14 protein-coding genes and 5 tRNA genes are annotated in these 21,566 nt (G+C 40.2%); 7 read left to right on the top strand and 12 right to left on the bottom strand.

The window, feature by feature from the left end; genetic code table 11:
* Positions 1–4: 4 nt before the first annotated feature.
* From nusG to B3600_RS05860, 8 genes are all read right to left on the bottom strand, one after another.
* Positions 5–550 (bottom strand): transcription termination/antitermination protein NusG, encoded by a 546-nt coding sequence (gene nusG / locus B3600_RS05895; RefSeq protein WP_046672242.1) that lies wholly within the window; start codon positions 548–550, stop codon positions 5–7.
* A gap of 20 nt (positions 551–570) precedes the next feature.
* Positions 571–765 carry a preprotein translocase subunit SecE gene (gene secE, locus B3600_RS05890; protein WP_028072657.1) on the bottom strand — a complete coding sequence of 65 codons (195 nt, stop codon included), beginning with the start codon at positions 763–765 and terminating at the stop codon, positions 571–573.
* Between the two features lie 23 nt (positions 766–788).
* Positions 789–859: transfer RNA gene (locus B3600_RS05885), tRNA-Trp, on the bottom strand.
* Between the two features lie 161 nt (positions 860–1,020).
* Positions 1,021–2,205: an elongation factor Tu gene (tuf, locus tag B3600_RS05880; protein ID WP_075991174.1), complete on the bottom strand. Its 1,185-nt coding sequence runs from the start codon at positions 2,203–2,205 to the stop codon at positions 1,021–1,023.
* Between the two features lie 72 nt (positions 2,206–2,277).
* Positions 2,278–2,349 (bottom strand) — tRNA-Thr (locus tag B3600_RS05875).
* 95 nt (positions 2,350–2,444) lie between these two features.
* Positions 2,445–2,517 (bottom strand) — tRNA-Gly (locus tag B3600_RS05870).
* Between the two features lie 50 nt (positions 2,518–2,567).
* Positions 2,568–2,648: transfer RNA gene (locus B3600_RS05865), tRNA-Tyr, on the bottom strand.
* A 26-nt stretch (positions 2,649–2,674) separates the two neighbouring features.
* Positions 2,675–2,747: transfer RNA gene (locus tag B3600_RS05860), tRNA-Thr, on the bottom strand.
* Positions 2,748–3,073: 326 nt separating this feature from the next.
* Here B3600_RS05860 and B3600_RS05855 point away from each other — a divergent pair.
* Positions 3,074–4,237, top strand: coding sequence for a BamA/TamA family outer membrane protein (locus B3600_RS05855; protein ID WP_286752376.1), 1,164 nt, complete (start codon positions 3,074–3,076; stop codon positions 4,235–4,237).
* A 178-nt stretch (positions 4,238–4,415) separates the two neighbouring features.
* On the opposite strand, the gene B3600_RS05850 is transcribed toward B3600_RS05855, so the two are convergent.
* The 4 genes from B3600_RS05850 to B3600_RS05835 form a co-directional block, all read right to left on the bottom strand.
* The gene (locus B3600_RS05850; RefSeq protein ID WP_286752375.1) at positions 4,416–4,934 is read right to left on the bottom strand and encodes a hypothetical protein; all 519 of its coding nucleotides are present in this window, start codon (positions 4,932–4,934) and stop codon (positions 4,416–4,418) included.
* A 110-nt stretch (positions 4,935–5,044) separates the two neighbouring features.
* On the bottom strand, positions 5,045–6,364 hold the full coding sequence (locus B3600_RS05845; RefSeq protein WP_286752374.1) for a sensor histidine kinase: 1,320 nt from the start codon (positions 6,362–6,364) through the stop codon (positions 5,045–5,047).
* A gap of 3 nt (positions 6,365–6,367) precedes the next feature.
* Positions 6,368–7,729, bottom strand: coding sequence for a sigma-54-dependent transcriptional regulator (locus B3600_RS05840; protein ID WP_286752373.1), 1,362 nt, complete (start codon positions 7,727–7,729; stop codon positions 6,368–6,370).
* Between the two features lie 32 nt (positions 7,730–7,761).
* Positions 7,762–9,144 (bottom strand): TolC family protein, encoded by a 1,383-nt coding sequence (locus B3600_RS05835; RefSeq protein WP_112373732.1) that lies wholly within the window; start codon positions 9,142–9,144, stop codon positions 7,762–7,764.
* A 591-nt stretch (positions 9,145–9,735) separates the two neighbouring features.
* Between B3600_RS05835 and B3600_RS05830 the strand changes: the two genes are divergently transcribed.
* The 6 genes from B3600_RS05830 to B3600_RS05805 all read left to right on the top strand — a co-directional run bounded on the left by B3600_RS05830 (position 9,736) and on the right by B3600_RS05805 (position 21,547).
* Positions 9,736–10,989 (top strand): efflux RND transporter periplasmic adaptor subunit, encoded by a 1,254-nt coding sequence (locus tag B3600_RS05830; RefSeq protein ID WP_046672247.1) that lies wholly within the window; start codon positions 9,736–9,738, stop codon positions 10,987–10,989.
* 63 nt (positions 10,990–11,052) lie between these two features.
* Positions 11,053–13,419 carry an ABC transporter permease gene (locus tag B3600_RS05825; protein ID WP_286752372.1) on the top strand — a complete coding sequence of 789 codons (2,367 nt, stop codon included), beginning with the start codon at positions 11,053–11,055 and terminating at the stop codon, positions 13,417–13,419.
* A gap of 95 nt (positions 13,420–13,514) precedes the next feature.
* Positions 13,515–14,192, top strand: a complete 678-nt coding sequence (locus tag B3600_RS05820; RefSeq protein ID WP_046672289.1) for an ABC transporter ATP-binding protein — start codon at positions 13,515–13,517, stop codon at positions 14,190–14,192.
* A gap of 44 nt (positions 14,193–14,236) precedes the next feature.
* Entirely contained in the window at positions 14,237–16,642 is a 2,406-nt protein-coding gene (locus B3600_RS05815; RefSeq protein ID WP_286752371.1) for an ABC transporter permease, read from the top strand.
* 48 nt (positions 16,643–16,690) lie between these two features.
* A complete protein-coding gene (locus tag B3600_RS05810; protein WP_286752370.1) occupies positions 16,691–19,066 on the top strand; it encodes an ABC transporter permease in 2,376 nt (791 codons plus the stop codon).
* A gap of 60 nt (positions 19,067–19,126) precedes the next feature.
* Positions 19,127–21,547, top strand: coding sequence for an ABC transporter permease (locus B3600_RS05805; protein WP_286752369.1), 2,421 nt, complete (start codon positions 19,127–19,129; stop codon positions 21,545–21,547).
* Positions 21,548–21,566 lie beyond the last annotated feature (19 nt).

Genomic DNA, 21,566 nt, shown 5'->3' with positions numbered 1-21,566 from the left:
AATCTTACTCTTTTTCTACTTGCATGTAGTTCAGTTCAAGTGGAGTCTTACGACCGAAGACTTTCACCATGACGATCAATTTCTTTTTATCTTCGTGGACTTCTTCGATCTCTCCAGTAAATCCGTTGAAAGGACCATCGTTTACTTTCACTGTTTCACCCACATAGTAAGGAACGTTAATGGTTTCACCTTGTTCTGCCATTTCATCCACTTTACCTAAGATACGATTCACTTCTGCTTGGCGTAAAGGGACAGCATTACCAGCTTTATCTCCCAAGAAACCAATGACGCTATTGATATTTTTGATGATGTGCTCCAACTCACCGTCAAGAGCTGCTTCCAATAAAACATAACCAGGGTAGTAGTTACGTTCTTTAGCAACTTTCTTTCCATCGCGCATCAAGTAGTATTTTTCCATTGGAATCAACACCTGAGGAATCAAGTGCTCAATACCTAAACGGCTAACTTCGGCATCAATATATTGCTTTACTTTCTTTTCTTTACCACTTACAGCACGAACTACGTACCACTTTAAACCTTGATCTGCCATAAATAAATACGATTGAAAAATTAAGAAGCAATACCGTACAAGAATTCTAACCCTACACTTGAAGCTTTATCCATTACAAAGACAACCAATGCAATAAGAAGAGACGCAACAAGCACAATAACAGCTGAACTTTGTAACTGAGACCATGTAGGCCAAGTCACTTTCTCAGTGATCTCTACATAAGAGTCTTTAAAAAAATCAAGTACTTTTGCCATTTTAGTTTATCTGTTTTTATAAGCACGGGCACCAGGACTCGAACCCAGACCAAAGGTTTTGGAGACCTTCGTTCTACCTTTAAACTATGCCCGTGTATTTCTTATTTTGTGATGCAAATATAGTGTTTTAAACCACTTTCTGCAAATCTTTTTTTACTTTTTTTTATTTTAATCCGATAAATCGCTTATCGAAAAAATAAGCTAATCAACCTCAGTCGATTAGCTTATTCTATGTGATTCTAAATCTTTAAAAGACTAGATAATTTCAGTTACCTGACCAGCACCTACTGTACGACCACCCTCACGGATAGCGAAACGTAGACCTTTTTCCATTGCAATAGCAGAAATTAATTTCACGCTGATTGTAACGTTATCACCTGGCATAACCATTTCAGTACCTTCTGGTAAAGAGATCTCTCCAGTTACGTCAGTTGTACGGAAATAGAATTGAGGACGGTATTTGTTGAAGAATGGAGTGTGACGACCACCTTCAGCTTTTGACAATACGTAAACCTCAGCTTTGAAATGATCGTGAGGAGTTACTGAACCTGGTTTACAGATAACCATACCACGTTTGATATCAGTTTTCTCAATACCACGTAACAATAAACCTACGTTATCACCAGCCTCACCGTAATCTAAGATTTTACGGAACATCTCAACACCTGTTACTGTAGATTTCAAGTTCTCAGCACCCATACCTAAGATCTCAACTGGATCACCAGAGTTGATTACACCTCTTTCGATACGACCTGTAGCAACTGTACCACGACCTGTGATCGAGAATACGTCTTCTACTGGCATCAAGAAAGGTAAGTCAGTCAAACGTGGAGGAATTGGAATGTAGTTATCTACAGCATCCATTAATTCCATGATTTTCTCAACCCACTCAGGCTCACCGTTCAATGCACCTAAAGCAGAACCTTTGATTACAGGGATATCATCACCAGGGAATTCGTAGAATGATAATAACTCACGAACTTCCATTTCAACTAAGTCTAACAACTCAGGGTCATCAACTAAGTCAGTTTTGTTCATGAATACTACTAACGCAGGAACACCTACTTGGCGAGCCAACAAGATGTGCTCACGAGTTTGAGGCATAGGACCATCAGTCGCAGCAACTACGATGATAGCACCGTCCATTTGAGCAGCACCAGTTACCATGTTCTTAACGTAGTCAGCGTGACCTGGACAGTCAACGTGTGCATAGTGACGGTTAGCTGTAGAATATTCTACGTGTGCAGTATTGATTGTGATACCACGCTCTTTTTCTTCAGGAGCAGAGTCAATTGAATCAAATGAACGAGCTTCTGACAAACCTTTATCAGCCAATACTTTAGTGATAGCAGCTGTAGTTGTAGTTTTACCGTGGTCAACGTGACCGATAGTACCAATGTTTAAGTGTGGTTTACTACGGTCAAATTTCTCTTTTGCCATGTTTATGCGAATTAGTAATTATAAATTATTTCTATTTGTTATATACTCTTGCTTAACTTTTACACAAGTACGAGCCAAAGATGGGATTTGAACCCACGACCTCTTCCTTACCAAGGAAGTGCTCTACCCCTGAGCTACTTCGGCTTACTAAAAAACCTTATTTACGTATTAATGCCCCCACCTTTAGATACATTATTATCAAAGAAGATAGAGACTAAATTTAATACTTGAAAAATTTGAGCGGAAGACGAGGTTCGAACTCGCGACCTATAGCTTGGAAGGCTATCGCTCTACCAACTGAGCTACTTCCGCTTAATAATTAGAAACTAGAGTAAATCTAACACCCTAATTAAAATAAAGTGTGGAGGGAGAAGGATTCGAACCTTCGAAGCCGAAGCAACGGATTTACAGTCCGTCCCATTTGACCGCTCTGGAACCCCTCCAGACCTGTAACTTTCGTTACATTTAGAGCCTCTTATCGGAATCGAACCAATGACCTACTGATTACAAGTCAGTTGCTCTACCAGCTGAGCTAAAGAGGCTTCTAATATCTTTATTTAAACTTACATTCTATCAACGTCTGACCAAGTATTTCTACCTTTTCAGCGAGTGCAAATATCGAATTTACTTTTGATTTCTGCAAGTTTATTTTTTATTTTTTTTCATTTAAAGAACTAAGCAAACTTTCGTTGTTTTGAACCGTTGTTCCCTTGTTTGCTGATGCAAAGATAGACACAAAACTCACTTTACAAAAATATTTGTCAAAAAAAAAAGACAGTTTTTGGCAATTATACTGATATGCAGCACAATAATTTTTGATTGCATATTTACCTGTTTTGGTTATTTGGCTAATATACTATCTTTGGGCATGCAAATTTTACCGCAATCACTTTCAAAACTTACCCGATACTCCGTACTATTTACGGTACTTTTAATGGGATCGGCCGAATTGAAAGCTCAAAATATTATTCAAAAATTGAGTAAAAAATTTCTTTCCGCTGAAAGAGATTCTACACGTTCCGGTAGTTTTATGGTTTTACCGGCCGTTGGTTATGCGCAGGAAACGGGCGTTGAATACGGCCTGGCGAGCGCTTATAATTTTTATCTGGACAAATCTGATCCCAAAATCCGCACCTCCACGGTCATGGTCATGGGAACCTTTACATCCAATAGTCAGTCCAATTTCAAACTGCAGACAGATCTTTGGACTAAAAACAACGACTACCATCTGATTAGTGAAATGCGTTACCGTAATTGGCCCTTTAACTATTATGGCGTCGGTATGGACACCTGGAAGGCAGATGAAGAACGCATTGATCAAAAATTATTTCGCGTCAAACTCGAAGCTGAGAAAAAAATCAGCAACAACCTCTATTCGGGCATCAACATTCAATACGACAACTTCACCATTCGTAGCGATAGTGCCGATCGTATTTTCAATCATTCCGATCTTATTGGAAAGCATGGCGGGCAACAGCTACTTGTAGGTATTTCGCAATTGTTTGACAATAGGGATAACGTTTCTTATACAACAAGGGGGTATTATGCTAAATTTCGACTGGCCTATGCTCCAAAGTTATGGACAAGTACTGATTTTACGGGGGCAAACCTCGACGTGGATCTGCGTGGCTTTATTCCCCTGCACAACCAAGTCACACTGGCCCTGCAAGGAATCTTTCGTTCCACATTTGGAAAAACCGTCCCATTTTACAACTACCGTGAGCTCGGTGGAGACATGATGATGCGCGGATATTACCTCGGACGTTACCGGGACAAGAATTACCTTGCCTCCCAAGCTGAACTGCGTTATCGCTTTCATCCACGCTTTGGTATTGTTGGTTTTTCAGGGCTAGGATCAACCTTTTCAAAGGAAAATAGCAGCCGATATGTCGCAAGTTATGGCGGTGGCTTAAGATATTTCTTTAGTCTCGAACACAATAGCAGCATACGCTTTGATTATTCCTTTGGCGAACAAAGACCTGGAGAAAAACGACAATCGGGTTTCTATCTGTCCCTAAGTGAAGCTTTTTAATAAACAAGAGCATCCATAAATATATGGATGCTCTTGTTTATTCTTGCCGAATGACAGCTACCCGTTCCTCTTCGCTCTCCTCTCCTGTATCCTTAAACTTCAGATAAAATATTTAATGCCTTTCGGAACGTGGCCCATGACTGCCTATCGACAGCCAAAAAATGGTCGAAACAGTAGCCTAAAATCGTATCAGAAAATGCTCTTTTCGTTGTTCTTTTCTAAAGTAAACCAACCCAATTCGGTATAGATCTATGGTAACCACAACACGATTATCCTGTTTCAGCTTGTTCCAGTAGGCTTCCCTTTTCGCTGACACATGGGGTTCGTTTATAATCAATAGATCTCGATCGCCAACATTTCCCAAAAAATTCAGGTCAAGATCGTCCAGGTCGATATAATAAATATGTCGGTACGCATAGCTTCCGCATTGGTCCTGCAGAAGACTCTGATAACTTTCGATCGGACGATCGGCCCAATAACTAAAATTGTCGTAAGCGAATGTGTTTAATAACCGATCGATTAATGCATACTTTTTCTGCTCTACCTTGCTTCCGTTTTGAATAGTTTGCGGTAATTCCGAAACGCTCTCCTTGGATGTCTTTTGATAGATCACTTCGTCTACCAATTTATAAACAAAAGGAGAATGGGTCCCATGGCGACTATGGGATACAAAATAATGCCGCCAATACTTAAGCATGTAGTTCATTTCGCTGCAAACATCGCTAAATTTTATGATTTTTCACATGGAACATCAGGTTTAATTCCACTGAATACATACGGTTAAATTAGCTAGGCTACATAATATCTTTAAAACTGGAGAACAAAAACACTCCCTTTTCCTTCCGTACTATTGAGGAAAATAGTACCCTTGTGCAAAAGCATGATCTGTTTACTTAGGGTCAAGCCGACTCCTGTACCCGTCTTCTTTGTTGTAAAAAATGGTGTAAAGATCTGCTCCTGAAGATCGGCAGGAATTCCTGCCCCGTTATCTTCAATCCTAATCTGCACCTTGCCGTCCACTTCAAGAGCAGATAAACTAATATAGGCTTCTTCCCTATTTTTAACCGCATCTATCGCATTCAACATTAAGTTAATAATAACCTGTTCGATCAAATTGACGTCGGCAGATAAAATAAGCCTTGTATTTTTTAGGATAATATCGACATCAATATTTTTCTGGATCAAGGTTGGTTCAAGCAGTTGATAGATATGTTCAAACAGCTGTGAAATTTGAATCGGTGCTAGCTGAGGCTGATCGACTTTATTGATCATGCGATAACTCTTCGCAAAATGCAAAAGTCCTTCGCTACGACGTTTGATGGTGGAAATGCCTGTTTTTAGATCATCAATATCTTCAGTTCCTTTGAAATGGTCCAAACGACCGTTTAAGGTTTCAGCCAGTGAGCTGATCGGAGCAATGGAATTCATAATTTCATGCGTCAGTACGCGCAATAATTTGTGCCATGCCTTTGTCTCAGTTTCATCAATTGCTTCATTGATATTTTGGTATACAACAATGCGAAACAAAGCATCCTGTGTCTCAAAGCTTGAGCTTTGAATCAATAATTTAATCTTCCCTTTACTTGACTGAACGGACTCCATCTGCTGCTGTCCGTTTTCAAGTAACATGGTTTTTTCATAAAGATCATTGTTTTTTTTCTTCAGTCCCGTGATGTTTCCAAGATGTGGCAAATGAAATAGCTGCTTGAAAGCATCATTCACCCACATGACCTTACCGCTATCCATCTCATAAAAGATAATCGCCGAATTCAGCATATTGATCACACGGTCCAGGTATTGATGCTGAATTTCCTGCTTAATACTGATCTCCTTATATGTTTCGTTGATCTGATTAAAGGCAAGGAAAAGCTTTCCTTCTACTGATTTTGTGTTTTTCACCAAAAAACGTCTGGTAAAATCACGGTATTTGACCGCTTCGGAAAATTCAATCAACTGCTTGGCCAAAAAATTATATTGTGCATATAGGTTAAAACCCAGGTAAAGCATCACACAGAAGATCAAAGCCGCCTGTACGTATTCACGTTTTAGTAGAAAATAAGCACTCACAAGAGCAGCTATCAACAGTAATATAATCTTGATCGCATTTAAGATTTTTCCGTGCCTCATCGACTAAATATCATATTTCTCCAAACGTCTATAAAGCGCAGCTCTTGTCAGTCCCAATTCCTTTGCTGCCTTACTGATATTTCCGTTGTAACGCTCAATCGCAGATTTGATTGCTTTACGTTCCAATTCTTCCAAATTTTGACTGCTAGCGCTAGTTTCAACAACGTGGTTATCTACTTGCTGTTCGATCGGTGAGAAGAAAAGGTCATTTCCGGCGATACTAAGCTGATCTGCCATAATAACAGCACGCTCGATGCTGTATTGAAGTTCCCGGACGTTGCCCGGAAAATGATATGCGCACATTTTTTTAACCGCATCCGGTTCAAAGCCTTCAATCCGTTTATTGTATTTTTTCGAATAGATATCGAGAAAATGATCAGCCAATAGCTTGATATCCTCTCCCCGTTCACGCAATGGTGGTACCTGAATTTCCACGGTATTGATCCGATAAATTAAGTCTTTTCGAAAACGGCTTTCATCTGCAAGCTGTTTCAACGGCACATTGGTTGCTGAGATTAAGCGAATATCCACCGGGATCGGTTGATAGGAACCCAACGGTGTCACCTGTCTATTCTGGAGTACGGTCAACAATTTAGCTTGTTGCTGCAAAGAGATATTTCCAATTTCGTCGAGGAACAATGTCCCTCCATTTGCCGCTTCAAATCGCCCTTGACGGTCTTCACGTGCATCCGTAAATGCCCCCTTTTTATAACCGAAAAGCTCACTTTCAAACAATGTTTCTGTCAGCGCCCCGACATCGACCTTGACATAAGTCCGATCTGAACGCAAGGATCTTCGCTGAATGGCTTGAGCAATGAGGTCTTTCCCTGTCCCATTTTCACCTAATATTAAAATATTGGCATCTGTCGGCGCTATTTTCTCCAATTTATATTGCAGTTCGTCCATAACAACAGAGTTACCAATCAAATCAGGACTGTTCGCACTACTGAGCAGAGAACTTTTACTTTTCTTTTCTTTGTTTTTTGATTCAGCAAGCGTGCTTTCGATCGTCGCCAATAAATGCTCATTTTCCCAGGGTTTCACGACAAAATCTGACGCCCCCTGTTTCAGCGATTTTACAGCGAGATCTACAGCTCCATAAGCGGTAATCATAATGACATGTATCTGTGGAAACTTTTCTTTAACCCGGGACAACCAATATAATCCCTCATTACCAGTATTAATTGTACTTTTAAAATTCATATCTAAAAGTACCAGATCATAAGGTGTCTTCTCCAGATGTGCGATTAAGTTCTCCGGATTGGGTTCAACTTGAATATGACTAACTTTAGGTTTAAGCAAGATTCTTGCCGCAGTTAATAAATCCTGGTCATCATCAACGACTAAAATAGATGCTTTTTTCATACTTACTGACTTCATTGAAGATACTAAGATAATTATAAATTCAATGAGCCTGCGTAATAATCATTGATATATTTTTGCAGCAGCCATTCATACTGCTTGACGACCAATTGAATCTGACTGTTGTCGAATTTCGTTTTTGCGGTCAAAAAAATCACTGAATTACTGTTTCCCAATTCGAAAACGACTTTGGCTATGCGAAAAGACTCCGCGTAGTTTTCATTTTGACTACGTAATTGTGTAATCATGTTACTTGCGTTCTGCAAATTAAAAACCGCATTGGACGTCGCCGACCGTAAAACATTTTGTTGGATCTCTTTCTGAAATTTAGCAGCTTGTAGATCTAATTTTGCCAGGCGGACGTTGTTATATACTTGCAAATGATTAAAAATGGGAATTGAGAGATTTAGAGAAATAGATTTTCCCACGTTATTACGCATTTGGGACCAATACGTTCCTTGAATCCCCAATTTTGAATAATTTGATCCTAAGCCAGCGCTCAGACTCAAAGACGGGTAATAGTATGATTTCGCAATCTTAATATCCCGCTCCGCCACTTTTATCCGATAATCCAAAGCTTTAATATCAGGCAATTGGTCGACAGCCATATCATATAATTGCTTCTCATCCAAACGCTGTCCTGTCTCATTTATTCCGATATTGTCCAATTCCCCTAATTGATTTTCCGCCATATTCAATAAGGCCGCCAGTTTCACCCGGCTACTGTATAGTAACTGACGATTATTTTCAATCGTGTTGACATCATTTGCCAGTTGTCCTTTCAAATCAAAATAATCCCCAGGGTTAATTGCGCCTTCCTTATGCATGCTCTCCGCACGTCTGACCTGCTCTCGGGTTACTTCAGTCTGCATTTCGGATTGCCGCAATATATCCTGGGCAGTCAAACTTTGAATATAAGCGGTAATAACATCTAGTTTTAGGTTATTAATCTGCGTATCAAAAGTCAATTTACCAGCTGTCTTTGCATCAGCACGCATCCGAATTTCGTTAAATAGACGAAACCCTCTAAATAACGGCAGGCTGGCTCCCAAAGAAAAATTCCCTGTTGAGTTGTTGGATGAAATATATTGAAGGGTCGAGTTATCCTGCGATCTACCTGAGGTCAGGCTATGTTGTAGGCTCGCATCGACATCGGGAAGTCTATTCGCTTTAGCCTGTGCCAAATTCACCTCGGCACGCTTCACATCGAGTTCATTCTGCAATAAGGTTGGATTGGCCTTTATGGCCAACTGGATACACTCAGCTAAGCTTCGCTTGGCAATTTGTTTATCGTCGACCGCTGCAATTGTTGCTGTCCCCGACACTCTTTCCGTTAGTTGCTGCTCCGTCTGTTGCGCCCCTGCCTTAGCATAACTCAATAAAAAGCATAATGTACTATATATATAAACTCTCTTCATATCCAGTTTTTATTTTCTTGCTGACCATCGCCATGCCAAACAACAAAAACACTAACTATCAAACAGATACAAAAAACATATTTTCAAAAATGTTCATTAATGAACAGTCGGTGTGCGTAGTTGGACAATAAAAATCCACAAGAGTATAAGTAGGAACATGATGGAAATCAAGTTCAGTATTTATTCGTTTATTCAATGGATATACATCGGAGTTTCTTCGGTTTTTATTCGCTTTCATCCGAATGAGGTCCGAATAAGGTCCCTATAAAGTCCGTATTAGTTCCGTGTAAATTAAGAGAATTGATATATTTAAATTGAAGATTCTTCTCCGTTGCAACTTAATAAACTATACATAAATCAATGTGTACTCCAATAGAACTAACGTACCTTACCACAACCTGTGGTTATATTTGCTCAAAGCACTTCAGTTGCCACAATAAACAGCGAAAAACTTCCAGTTGTACGTCTTCGTACAAGAAGTGTCCGCTATCGAACACCGAGCGCCAAACAAAACAAAATAAACAACTATAAATCAGTAAATTAAATTATTGGCACAGCTTTCATAGTTACATACAAAATTGATATTAAATTATGGACAGACCTTTAGAAAAGAAGAAGTGGAATAGCAAACGTATCATGACTATTGTGGGGGTTGCTGGCTTAGTTGGCTTAATCAGTGCCAGTTTCTATTTTACCTCCGGCAAAAGCAAACTGAATGTTGAAGCTGACCGCATCTCTATTGTCGAAATAAAAAATGGAAACTTTCAAGAATTTATCCCGATAAATGGCACCGTGCTTCCTATTAGTAGTATATACCTCGATGCTTCTGTTGGCGGACGCGTCGAAGAAAAATTTGTAGAAGACGGGGCTATCTTAAAAAAAGGGGATGCAATCATGCGTCTTTCCAATACCGATCAGGAGCTTACCCTGGTACAACAAGAAACGCAAGTGCTCAATCTATTGACACAGTCACAAATTGCGCAGACCAATGCACAACAAGCATCAATTAACAACCGCAACCAAATGGCTGATGTAGAACAGGCCTATCGGGAAGCGGAGCGGATCTATAATCTAAACAGAAAATTACTTGCCGAAAAAGCCATTGGTACACAAGAGTTCGAAAAATCAAAGAACGAATACAACTATCAAAAAGAACGGGTCAACTTGACCAAACAGATCCTGAAACAGGACGAAATCTCCAATGCACAAAAAACCAATCAGGACAAACAAACTTACCAACGCACGCAGAGTGCATTGGAACTGATGAAAAGAAAAATTGGTGACCTGATCGTTAGAGCACCTGTTGACGGGCAATTGACCGCCTTCGATGCTGAAATCGGACAAAATAAAAACGCCGGGGAACGGTTGGGACAAATCGACGTCTTAACAGGATTCAAAGTGCGTGCTGACATCGATGAACATTATATCAACCGTATTTTCCCAGATCTACAAGGGGAGTTTTCTATCGGTGAAAAAACCTACAAACTCCGTATCAAGAAAGTCTATACACAAGTCACCAATGGCCGATTCCAGGTTGACATGGAGTTTATCAATGATGTTCCCAAAGGGATCCGCCGTGGACAGACTTTACAAATACGTTTGGCATTAAGCGATGAAACCAAAGCGTTATTGCTGGCAAAAGGCGGTTTTTATCAACAGACCGGTGGCAACTGGATCTTCAAATTGGATAAAAATGGAAGTACAGCATATCGTGTCGATATCCAATTAGGAAGACAAAATCCGGAATATTATGAGGTTATCAAAGGTCTACAACCAGGCGATAAGGTTATCGTATCGAGCTATGAGACCTACGATAAGGTGCAAGAGCTAAATATTAAAAAGTAACATCCTAGCGGTTATCGAGCACATCATATCTCTCGATAACCGCTTTTATCATACGACTTAATTATGATTAAAAACTTTATTAAAACCGCACTTCGCAACCTTTGGAAAACCAAGGGGTACAGCTTTCTTAATATTTTTGGATTGGCGGTCGGTATCGCTGCGGCATCGTTGATTTTTTTATGGGTTGAAAGCCAGTTGGGCTACAACGATAATTTCGCCAACAAAAAGAATATCTATGTTGTCAAATCAAAACAGACTTACGATGGCGCTACTTATGTATTCGAATCGACACCTGGACCATTTGCCCAAAGCGTAGCAAAAGAAATACCCGGTATTAAGCATGCCGTTCGCATGAGCTGGAATTCGCCCATGTTATTTTCTGTAGGAGACAATAATATATTTCAGACAGGAGTATATGCCGATGGCTCCATTGCAGATGTGCTTTCCTTGGAATTTTTGGAGGGTGATCGAAAGACCGCTTTCGATCAGGTCAACAATATCGTGTTATCAGAAACAGCTGCCCATAAATTATTTGGTAACCGCCCGGCATTGGGAAAAACCGTCAAAACAAACAATACTGAGCCATTTATTGTTGCAGGGGTAATCAAGGACCTACCCAAAAATAGCAGCTATGATTTTCAATGGCTGATTCCTTTCAAAAAGTTTGAAGCTGGTCAGGATTGGTTGGAAAACTGGGGAAACAATGGCGTACAAACATTGGTTCAGGTCGAAGATAATGCCAATGTTGACCAGATCAACAAACAGATGATGGATTTTGTCAAACGCAAAACCAATGGTGAAGTCACATTCTCACAAAATTACCTCTATCCAATGGAACGTTGGATTACGTACAACCAATTTGACAATAGCGGAAATGAAATAGAAGGCGGTATTAAAAATATACGTCTATTTACCTTTATTGCTTGGGTTGTTCTATTAATTGCCTGCATCAATTTTATGAATCTCGCAACAGCAAGGTCAGAAAAAAGAGCAAAAGAAGTGGGTATGCGTAAAGTTGTTGGCGCAAGCCGCAAATCTTTAGTGACGCAATTCCTAGGGGAATCGCTCGTATTGGCAACCATCTCTTCCTTGGTAGCCTTGTTGCTGATTTACATCTTTATCGGTCCTTTCAATGCAATGATAGGCCAAGAGCTGAAGGTTAATTTATCGGCACCTTTACACCTCCTTTTTCTGTTGGTAATTACCCTTGCCTGTGGCCTATTTGCAGGTAGCTATCCCGCATTTTTCCTATCCGCATTCAAACCACTAACGACAATTAAAGGTGCGAAGCAAAAAGCCGGAAGCGGAAGTCTTGTACGCAAAGGATTGGTGATTTTACAATATACGGCATCCGTCGTTTTGATTATCTGTACCATTATTATCTACCAACAGATTCAGCACAACAAGAACAGGGATCTCGGATTTGATAAGAGTCAGGTGTTGACAACAGCGCTACAAGGCGATATGGCCAAACATCTCCCACTGATTAAAAATCAATTATTGGCAACAGGAGTTGTGCAAGAGGTCGGTGTCAGTGATATGAGTATACTCAATATCAACTCCAATACGTCCGGTTTTAGCTGGGATGGAAAAGATCCAAATGCTAGTATTTTGATTGGCATGTTACGTTCTGATGAAGGTCTTATTCCAGCTTTGGATCTAAAGCTTTCTGACGGTAGAAACTTCCATCAAAATTTTGTAGGTGATAGCACCTCGGTTATCATCAACGAAGCATTTGCAAAACTGATCAAAAAAGATGGCCTTGTGGCCGGTAGTATCATCAGTTACGGTGAGGAAAAGTTCACCATCGCCGGTGTCGTCAAGAACTTCGTTTATAACAATGTGTATGCCGATCCTGAGCCGATGCTATTTCTACCGATGAATAGAGATAATGGCATCATGACCATCAAGACAAAGGCTGGAGTAGATTTACCAGATGCCATTCAACAAATCGAGAAGGTCATCGTCAAAAATAACCCGGGCTTCCCCTTTGACTATAAATTTTTAGATGATAGTTTCAATAATAAGTTTAAAGCTGAGCTTTTTGTACAGCAACTATCCAGTGTATTTGCACTGATGTCTATCATTATATCCTGCCTAGGCCTGTTTGGTTTAGCCGCCTTTGCAACAGAGCAACGCGCAAAAGAAATCAGTATTCGTAAAGTCCTGGGGGCCTCTGTTTCGGGACTTATCCAAATGCTCAACCGTGAATTTGTTACGCTTATAGCGATCTCCTGTATCATTGCCTTTCCTATTGCATGGATGATTATGAGCAAATGGTTAACCAACTATGCACATCATGTAGAGATTTCCTGGACCATCTTTGTCATCAGTGCTGTAGCAGCAATTGTAATTGCCCTACTGACGATCAGTTCACAGGCATTTAAAGCAGCGATAGCCAATCCGACGAAGACTTTAAGAGATCAATAAACAATTAAATAAACAGAATTTAATAACAGAAATAATAACTGTCCAAGGCAATATCGCCAAGGATCCAAAACATAAAAACCATGAGCACAAAAAATATGATCAAGATCACAAACCTTCAAAAGTATTACCGCACTGAAGAAGTTGAAACCGTCGCATTAAACAACCTAAACATTCATGTCAAAGAGGGCGAGTTTGTTGCTGTAATGGGTCCTTCGGGCTGTGGAAAATCGACTTTACTCAATATTATCGGATTGCTGGATGATTTGGATGAAGGAAGCTATCTGTTCAACGAGATTGAAGTTGCCAAATTCAAAGAACGTGGTCGCTCAGATCTCCGCAAACATAACATTGGTTTTGTATTCCAGAGCTTCAATCTAATCGATGAACTAACAGTATTTGAAAACGTGGAACTTCCACTGGTTTATACCAATGTTCCAGCTGCAGAACGCAAAAAGCGTGTAGAAGAAGTTTTGGAAAAAGTCCAGATCATGCACCGCCGAAATCACTTTCCACAACAGCTCTCCGGAGGTCAGCAACAACGTGTGGCCGTTGCTCGCGCTGTCGTGAATAATCCAAAATTGATTCTTGCCGATGAGCCTACGGGTAACCTCGATTCCAATAATGGTAACGAAGTCATGCAACTCCTGACTGAATTGAACGAAGCCGGCACAACCATCGTCATGGTAACACATAGTGAACACGATGCAAAGTTTTCTGACCGTGTAATCCGCATGCTAGACGGGCAAGTGATTATGGAAACAACTTCGGTATAAAAACACACATATATAACCAAGATATTTATCCTAATAACCTGTAAATGATGAGCACGATTAAATTAATTTTCAGACAACTATGGCGTAACCGTCTTTTCACATTTTTAAATGTATTTGGGCTTGCCATCGGAATAAGTGCCTGTTGGCTTATTTTCCGTATCGTCAATTATGAATTTAGTTTTGATCAGCATCATCCGAAAAGTGAGCAGATTTACAAGGTCCATACCTCCTATGAAGAAAAGGATAAATTAGATCATTTCGATGGTGTTCCCGCACCATTACCGGCATATATTAAGGAAAACTTTGTTAGTGTTGAACTGACTGTACCCATCTTTAAACAATACTTCGAACGTGTCAGTAATATTGGCGACACGCAGAAAATAGAGTTTGAAGATCAACCCGATATCATCGGTACCACGGGAGACTATTTCAAAATGACACCTTATGTTTGGTTAGCTGGCGACCAAAGGAATATACTAAAAAATAGCCATGAAGTCATCCTGACAGAATCGCGGGCTAAATTGTATTTCCCAAACAGGTCAATAGACCAAATCATAGGACAGACTTTGTCCTATGATAGTACATTATACAATGTCACCGGCATTGTAAAAGATCTAGCCCATCCAAGCAGCTTTTTGGGTAAAGAATTTATCCAGATTCCAGAAAAGGAATGGAATAGCACAAACTGGAACAATTCAAATTCAAATTGGCAGCTCTTTATTAAGGTAAAATCATCGGCTTCCCTTCCTAACCTCATAAAGACAGCCGATAAAAAGGCCTATGAGATGACGCATGCCGAATTTGACAAGTTTGGGTTTAAAATGCATGTAAACACAGTACCTTTAAAAGACTTACATTTTACTTCTTACGCGCAAAATAATGTTAATAAGAAAATAATGTATGGCCTAATCGGCATAGGTATATTTTTGCTTCTACTCGCCTGTGTCAATTACATCAATCTCGCTACCGCCCAAATCCCACAACGCGCTAAAGAGATTGGTATCAGAAAGACATTAGGAGAAAGCCAGAAAAGAATTACAAAGTCCTTTTTGTTGGAAACATTTTGCATTACGGCTTTTTCGGTACTTTTATCATGGCCTTTACTTATTCTCATTCAAACAGTTTTAGCCACTTATATTCCCGATCAGCTCAAGTTGTATCCCGATCCATGGGGAGTATCGCTATTTTTAGCAACACTTACAATCACGATTACCTTAATTTCCTCAGGTTACCCGATTTTATTAACAAATAAAGTCAAGATTGTTGAAGTCATTAAAATCTCAAATGCGCAAAGTCTCAAATTTGGCAATCTTTCTTTTCGGAAAATGCTCATTATATTTCAATTTTTGATTGCTCAGCTGTTTGTTATTTCAACTTGCATCATTGGTCTACAGTTGAAACATGCGCTACAGAATAACTCCGGCTTCGATAAGGATGCGATCATTACCCTACGTTTCCCGAGCAAAAGCTACCAGGACAGTAATGTTGATCCTTTTGTTTTTAAGCAAGCGATTAAGCACATCACAGGTGTAGAGCAGGCTTCCTTGGGGCATCTGCCCATGAGTAACGACCATTGGGGAAATGCCTTGTTTGCGAAAAGTGATACGGGACAGGTACAAGCTGATGTACAAATGAAATTTGTCGACCAAGATAACTTTAAGCTCTATAATTTTAAAATGCTTGCTGGCCGCCCGCTGCAGTTGGCCGATACGAGCACTGGCATCGTGTTAAACTTAGCCACCGTTCAAAAGTTAGGCTTTAAATCTGCTGAAAATGCTGTAGGTAGCTTTGTCACGTACACAGACAAACAGCGGCAGATTGTGGGTGTAACCGACAATTTTCACACAAAAAATCTGCATGCAGCCATTCAACCTGTTGTCATGCTGAGCTCTATTAAAAAATGGGAATTAAACAGACTAAGCGTCAAACTCAATAGTAATTCAACTACCTGGCCGGAAACTTTAAAACAGATTGAGAAAGAATGGAAAAAATATTATCCAAAAGCCCCATTCAAATATGATTTCTATGATCAGCAAATCAAAGAACTCTATAGCAGTGATCTAAAATTCTCGAAGATTATCAATCTATTTACATCGACGACAATTCTCATCAGCTGCCTGGGATTGATCGGTCTGGTTACCATCACCACGGTACAACGTACCAAAGAAATCGGTATTCGAAAAGTGTTGGGAAGCACGGTATTGGGGATTATTGGATTATTATCAAAAGATTATATCAAACTTATACTCATTTCTATTTTGATTGCTACCCCAATTGCTTGGTGGGCGATGCACAAATGGTTGGATGATTTTGCGTATAAAATAGAGCTATCCTGGTGGATGTTTATTATTCCGGCTGCCGCAACCTTACTTATTGCATTTTTTACGATGAGCTACCAATCCATAAAAGCGGCACGTGCAAATCCAGTACATAGTTTAAGAGATGAATAAGATGATAAAGAAGCTCATTAATGAACAATACAACTAACACCTGTCCCTATGATAAAGAATTATTTAATAACCGCAATTAGAGAATTAAGGAAAAGAAAATTCTATACCGCTATCAATATATTAGGTCTGTCGGTCAGTCTTACTGCAGCGATATTAATTATTTTTTGGGTACAGGATGAACAGAGCTTTGATAAATTTCACCCAAACTATGAGGCAATATATACCGTAAATTCCCATTTGGATCCAGAACATAACGGTGCAATTTGGGGCATAACTCCCGGACCTATAGGCAACTATGCCAAAAATGCACCCGACGTAGAATTTGCAACGCGCGTTTCACAGGATTATAATGTTACCTTGGTCAACGATAAGCTGAAACGCCCTGTAACGGATATGAGTATCTATTATGTTGATGGCAGTTTTTTTAATATGTTTCATTTTCCCTTACAAGAGGGCTCGCTTGTAGGTTTTCAGGAAAATTATAAACAGGCACTGGTCACAGCATCAACAGCAGAAAAACTCTTTAGCAACCAGCAGGCCATTGGAAAGACCTTCCGTTATGGTGCAGATCTGTTCACCGTAGCCGGTATCTTAAAAGATGTTCCACAAAATTCCTCGATGCAATTCAATGTGATCATTCCATTAGGTTATCATGCACAACGGTTTACAAATTGGGGCGGTAATGGAAAATGGAAAACAATCGATGAAGACTTAGGCAATTACAGCTTCGCTACCTACGTCAAAGTAAAACCAACGGCTTCTCCTACCCTCATTGGAAAATTTATCTCGGAGAATTATACCAAAGCCCGCGATGGTGAAAATTCAACCATCTTTGTTTTAGATCCTTTAAAAACCATGCACTTAATCGCCCCGGACGGCAATAAATCGACACTTCGCATGGTGCAAATTTTTGGGATCATTGCAATCTTATTATTGGTTATTGGTGCAGTAAATTATGTCAATTTGAGTACTGCACGGGCATTGGATCGGGCCAAAGATGTTGGCATCCGAAAGATAATCGGTGCTAATCGTCTCCATCTATTCTTACAGTTTATCACCGAAACGGTTGTTGTATTCTTTTGCTCGCTCGTAATAGCTTTCATTCTTATCCTTGTACTTCATACTGGATACAATCAAATTGCACAAAAATCAATCAGCTACTCCTTCCAAAACAGTACAATATGGTTATATATAGGTGTTGCGATTATCGGCACACTAGGCTTATCCAGTATATATCCTGCGATACAACTTTCCTCATTCAATCCCATTCATTCGTTAAAAGGAAAATCAGTTAAAGGAGTTTCCTCAACGACCATGCGTAAAATATTGGTGGTTTTTCAATTTACACTTTCTGTAACACTGATTGTATGCACCTTGGTTATCCGCAATCAACTGGATTTTATCCAAAAGATCAACCTCGGATACGACCGAGATCATGTCATTACACTTGGTCTTCCTGAGGAGGCCTACAAACATATGGACGCCATACAGACCGAACTCAAAAATAACGACGCAATACAAGGAGTCTCTCTTTCAAGTGTTTACAACATGACGGATTTCGGAAATGCCACGGGCGATATAGATTGGCCTGGCAAATCCAAAGACAACAAGCTAATCGTAGCGCAAGCCAAAATTGACAAGGATTTTATTCCGTTAATGAATATACAGTTCGTTGAAGGGAAAAATTTCACAGGCCTGCCAGCGGATTCTTCCGGATATATTATCAACGAGACCTTAGCAAAACAAATGGGGTTAAAGCCGCCATATGTGGGATCCAATATGAGTTTCCACGATTTCCCTGGACAAATTATCGGTGTGGTGAAAGATTTTCACTTCAAATCCATCAAAGATAAAATAGGTCCAATGGTCTTCTGGACGCGCTGGGGATCGGGCACGCTTTATGTAAAAACAAGTACCACAAAAGCCGCTGAGGCCATCAAAGCCTTAGAGAAGGTTTATAACCGCTATCCATCAGACGCTCCTTTCAAATATACTTTCATTGATCAACAATTTGATAGTCTATACAAATCCGAACAGCGTACAGGTTTGTTGTTCAATGTTTTTGCAGGTATTGCCATTTTTATATCTGCTTTAGGTCTGTTTGCATTGGCAACTCACGAAGCGCAAATGCGTATAAAAGAAATCGGCATCCGTAAAGTTCTTGGAGCTAGCACCTTTGGTGTCGTCCGGCTATTGGGAAAAAATTTCGTACTACTCGTTTCCATTTCCATTCTGATAGCCTGTCCCATAGCGGTTTACCTGATGAAACAATGGTTAAGCAATTTTGCATATAAAACAGATCTAGAGCTGCAAACATTTGTCTTCGGTGGTATTTTGGCCTTGCTGATCGCCATTGTTACCGTCAGCTACCAGGCTGTTCGGGCAGCTTTATCCAATCCCGTAGATAGTTTAAGGGACGAATAAAAACGAATATAAGAAAGTGGATGATTGGCATGTATACACTGGCACTTAAGAAATAAAGCTATGATCAAGAATTATATAAAAATAGCCTGGCGCAATATCCAGAAAAACAGAGGATACTCGACCATCAATATCATTGGCCTTGCAATAGGTTTGGCCTGTTGCCTATTGATCGCAATTTATGTTCAGAACGAACTTTCCTACGATAAATATCACGTAAACAAAGAGCGGATTTACCGCATCGTACACGACTATAAAGATGTTAGCAGCACAGAGCAGCATCAAATCTGGGGCAATGGACCTATTGGTGAAGCTATCAAAGCAGACTTTCCAGAAATCGAGAAAGTTGTTCAATTCTCGGGTCAAACATCTATCCTGCTCAAACAGGGCGATAAAAGATTCCAGGAGGAAAATGTATTTTTCATGGACTCCACTGCATTTGATGTCTTCAGTTGGAAGGTTTTGGCCGGCGATCCTCATACAGCTTTAAAAAACGCCTATTCTGTTGTATTAACAGAAAGTACCGCAAAGAAATATTTCGGAGATCAAAATCCCATTGGCAAGACGCTGGAGGGAGGTTTAGCTGCGGGCCGTGCTGACGCAGGTCTATATACTGTAACGGCAGTAATGGCCGATGTACCTGCTAATTCACACTTTACGTTCGATGCATTGCTCTCGATGAGTACATTCCGAAAAGCACGGCCAGACGTATTTAATAAAGAAGGCTGGGATTATGTAGACTTCTACACGTACTTTCTCGCTTCAAAAGACTTTGATCCTGTAAAGTTCGACCAGAAAATACCGGAGTTTCTCAAGCGGCATCTCCCAACAAATGAAAACCCAAATGCAAAATACAATTTCCATATCGAGCCACTTCTGCAAGCTTACATGCACTCGTCTGCAGATCGTCAACCCGGTACCAATGGAAGCTATCAGAATTTATACATATTCAGCATTATTGGCGGATTCATCTTACTGATCGCCTGTGTGAACTTTATGAATCTGGCTACATCAAGGTCAATGGAAAGAGCAAAGGAAGTAGGCGTACGAAAAACCATAGGAGCAAGCAAAAGCAATCTGATCTTTCAGTTTATGTCTGAATCATTGGTTCTTGTATTCGTCAGTAGTATTTTGGCTATACTGCTCGTTATGGCCTTCCTCCCCTTTTTGGAAGCATTCTCGGGCAAACACCTCAATTATTCATCCCTGAAAAATGGGACGACCTGGGCAATATTCCTATTCACTACCATTTTTACGGGACTTCTTGCCGCCAGCTATCCCGCGTTGATTCTAGCAAATTTCAAACCGATTGCAGTACTTAAAGGAAGTTATAGCAACAGCAAAGGTGGTACATTATTACGTCGCGTATTAGTTGTTTTCCAATTTTGCCTTTCTATTGCGCTCATTGCAGGTACAGTCGTCGTCTTTTCTCAACTAGATCAATTACAGCACCGAGATCTTGGATTTCAAAAAGATCAACGGCTTGTGATAGATTATAATTTCGATGATAAGGTAAACAATAACCTGGAAGCGATAAAATCTACACTAGCAAAAGATAAAGATGTTTTGTCTGTCACTGCATCACGTACGGTACCGGGAACATTTTTTCCAAATGCAGGAACAGAAATCATGTCAGCAAACGGAACGATGAGTCAATTCGCTCCTTTCTTATATGAAGTCGATGTTGACTTTATTCCTAATATTGGTCTGCAAATGGCCGCAGGGCGTGCCTATTCCAGAGATTTCCCAGCGGATACGGCCCATTCACTTGTTATCAATGAATCTGCTGCAAAACAATGGGGCTATTCAAATCCACAAGATATTATTGGCAAACAATTTCGTCAATGGGGAAGAGAAGGAACGGTTATCGGTGTAGTGAAAGATTTCAATTACCTTTCTTTACACCGTAAGATTGAGCCTTTAGCTTTGCGACTTGAACCAAGCAGCAGCCGGTATTTAACCTTGAATATCCAACATGTAAACCAGCCTGAGACCGTTGCCAGAATCGGCAAGCTGTGGAATGAACTTGTACCAAACCGTCCATTTTTATATAGCTTTCTCGACGACAATTTCAATCGACAATATGAAGCAGACTTTAATTTCAGAAGACTCTTTTCGGCTTTCTCCGGATTGGCACTTTTCATTGCCTGCCTTGGTTTGTTGGGACTTGTTACTTACACCGCACAGCAACGTACCAAGGAAATCGGTGTCCGTAAGGTACTCGGCGCATCCCTCTACAATTTAATCTTACTACTTTCGGCTGACTTCATCAAATTATTGGCTGTAGCTCTCCTCATTGCAACACCGCTATCCTGGATGGCAATGAAAAAATGGTTGGATAACTTCGCTTACCACATCGAGCCACAATGGTGGATGTTTGCCTTTGCCGGTTTCGCGGCCATCATGATTGCATTATTCACGGTGAGCTATCAAACACTTAAGGCTGCGAGAGCGAATCCTGTTGATAGTTTACGGGACGAATAAATAGAATCACTAAGACCAT

The organism is Sphingobacterium sp. UBA2480, from assembly GCF_002341965.1.
Classification (GTDB): Bacteria; Bacteroidota; Bacteroidia; order Sphingobacteriales; family Sphingobacteriaceae; genus Sphingobacterium; species Sphingobacterium multivorum.
This window is presented reverse-complemented; position numbering and strand designations above follow the sequence as displayed.

Coding starts and splice junctions, on each gene's coding strand:
- nusG (WP_046672242.1), bottom strand. CDS start 550: ATGGCAGATCAAGGTTTAAAGTGGTACGTAGTTCGTGCTGTAAGTGGT.
- secE (WP_028072657.1), bottom strand. CDS start 765: ATGGCAAAAGTACTTGATTTTTTTAAAGACTCTTATGTAGAGATCACT.
- tuf (WP_075991174.1), bottom strand. CDS start 2,205: ATGGCAAAAGAGAAATTTGACCGTAGTAAACCACACTTAAACATTGGT.
- B3600_RS05855 (WP_286752376.1), top strand. CDS start 3,074: ATGCAAATTTTACCGCAATCACTTTCAAAACTTACCCGATACTCCGTA.
- B3600_RS05850 (WP_286752375.1), bottom strand. CDS start 4,934: ATGCTTAAGTATTGGCGGCATTATTTTGTATCCCATAGTCGCCATGGG.
- B3600_RS05845 (WP_286752374.1), bottom strand. CDS start 6,364: ATGAGGCACGGAAAAATCTTAAATGCGATCAAGATTATATTACTGTTG.
- B3600_RS05840 (WP_286752373.1), bottom strand. CDS start 7,729: ATGAAAAAAGCATCTATTTTAGTCGTTGATGATGACCAGGATTTATTA.
- B3600_RS05835 (WP_112373732.1), bottom strand. CDS start 9,144: ATGAAGAGAGTTTATATATATAGTACATTATGCTTTTTATTGAGTTAT.
- B3600_RS05830 (WP_046672247.1), top strand. CDS start 9,736: ATGGACAGACCTTTAGAAAAGAAGAAGTGGAATAGCAAACGTATCATG.
- B3600_RS05825 (WP_286752372.1), top strand. CDS start 11,053: ATGATTAAAAACTTTATTAAAACCGCACTTCGCAACCTTTGGAAAACC.
- B3600_RS05820 (WP_046672289.1), top strand. CDS start 13,515: ATGATCAAGATCACAAACCTTCAAAAGTATTACCGCACTGAAGAAGTT.
- B3600_RS05815 (WP_286752371.1), top strand. CDS start 14,237: ATGATGAGCACGATTAAATTAATTTTCAGACAACTATGGCGTAACCGT.
- B3600_RS05810 (WP_286752370.1), top strand. CDS start 16,691: ATGATAAAGAATTATTTAATAACCGCAATTAGAGAATTAAGGAAAAGA.
- B3600_RS05805 (WP_286752369.1), top strand. CDS start 19,127: ATGATCAAGAATTATATAAAAATAGCCTGGCGCAATATCCAGAAAAAC.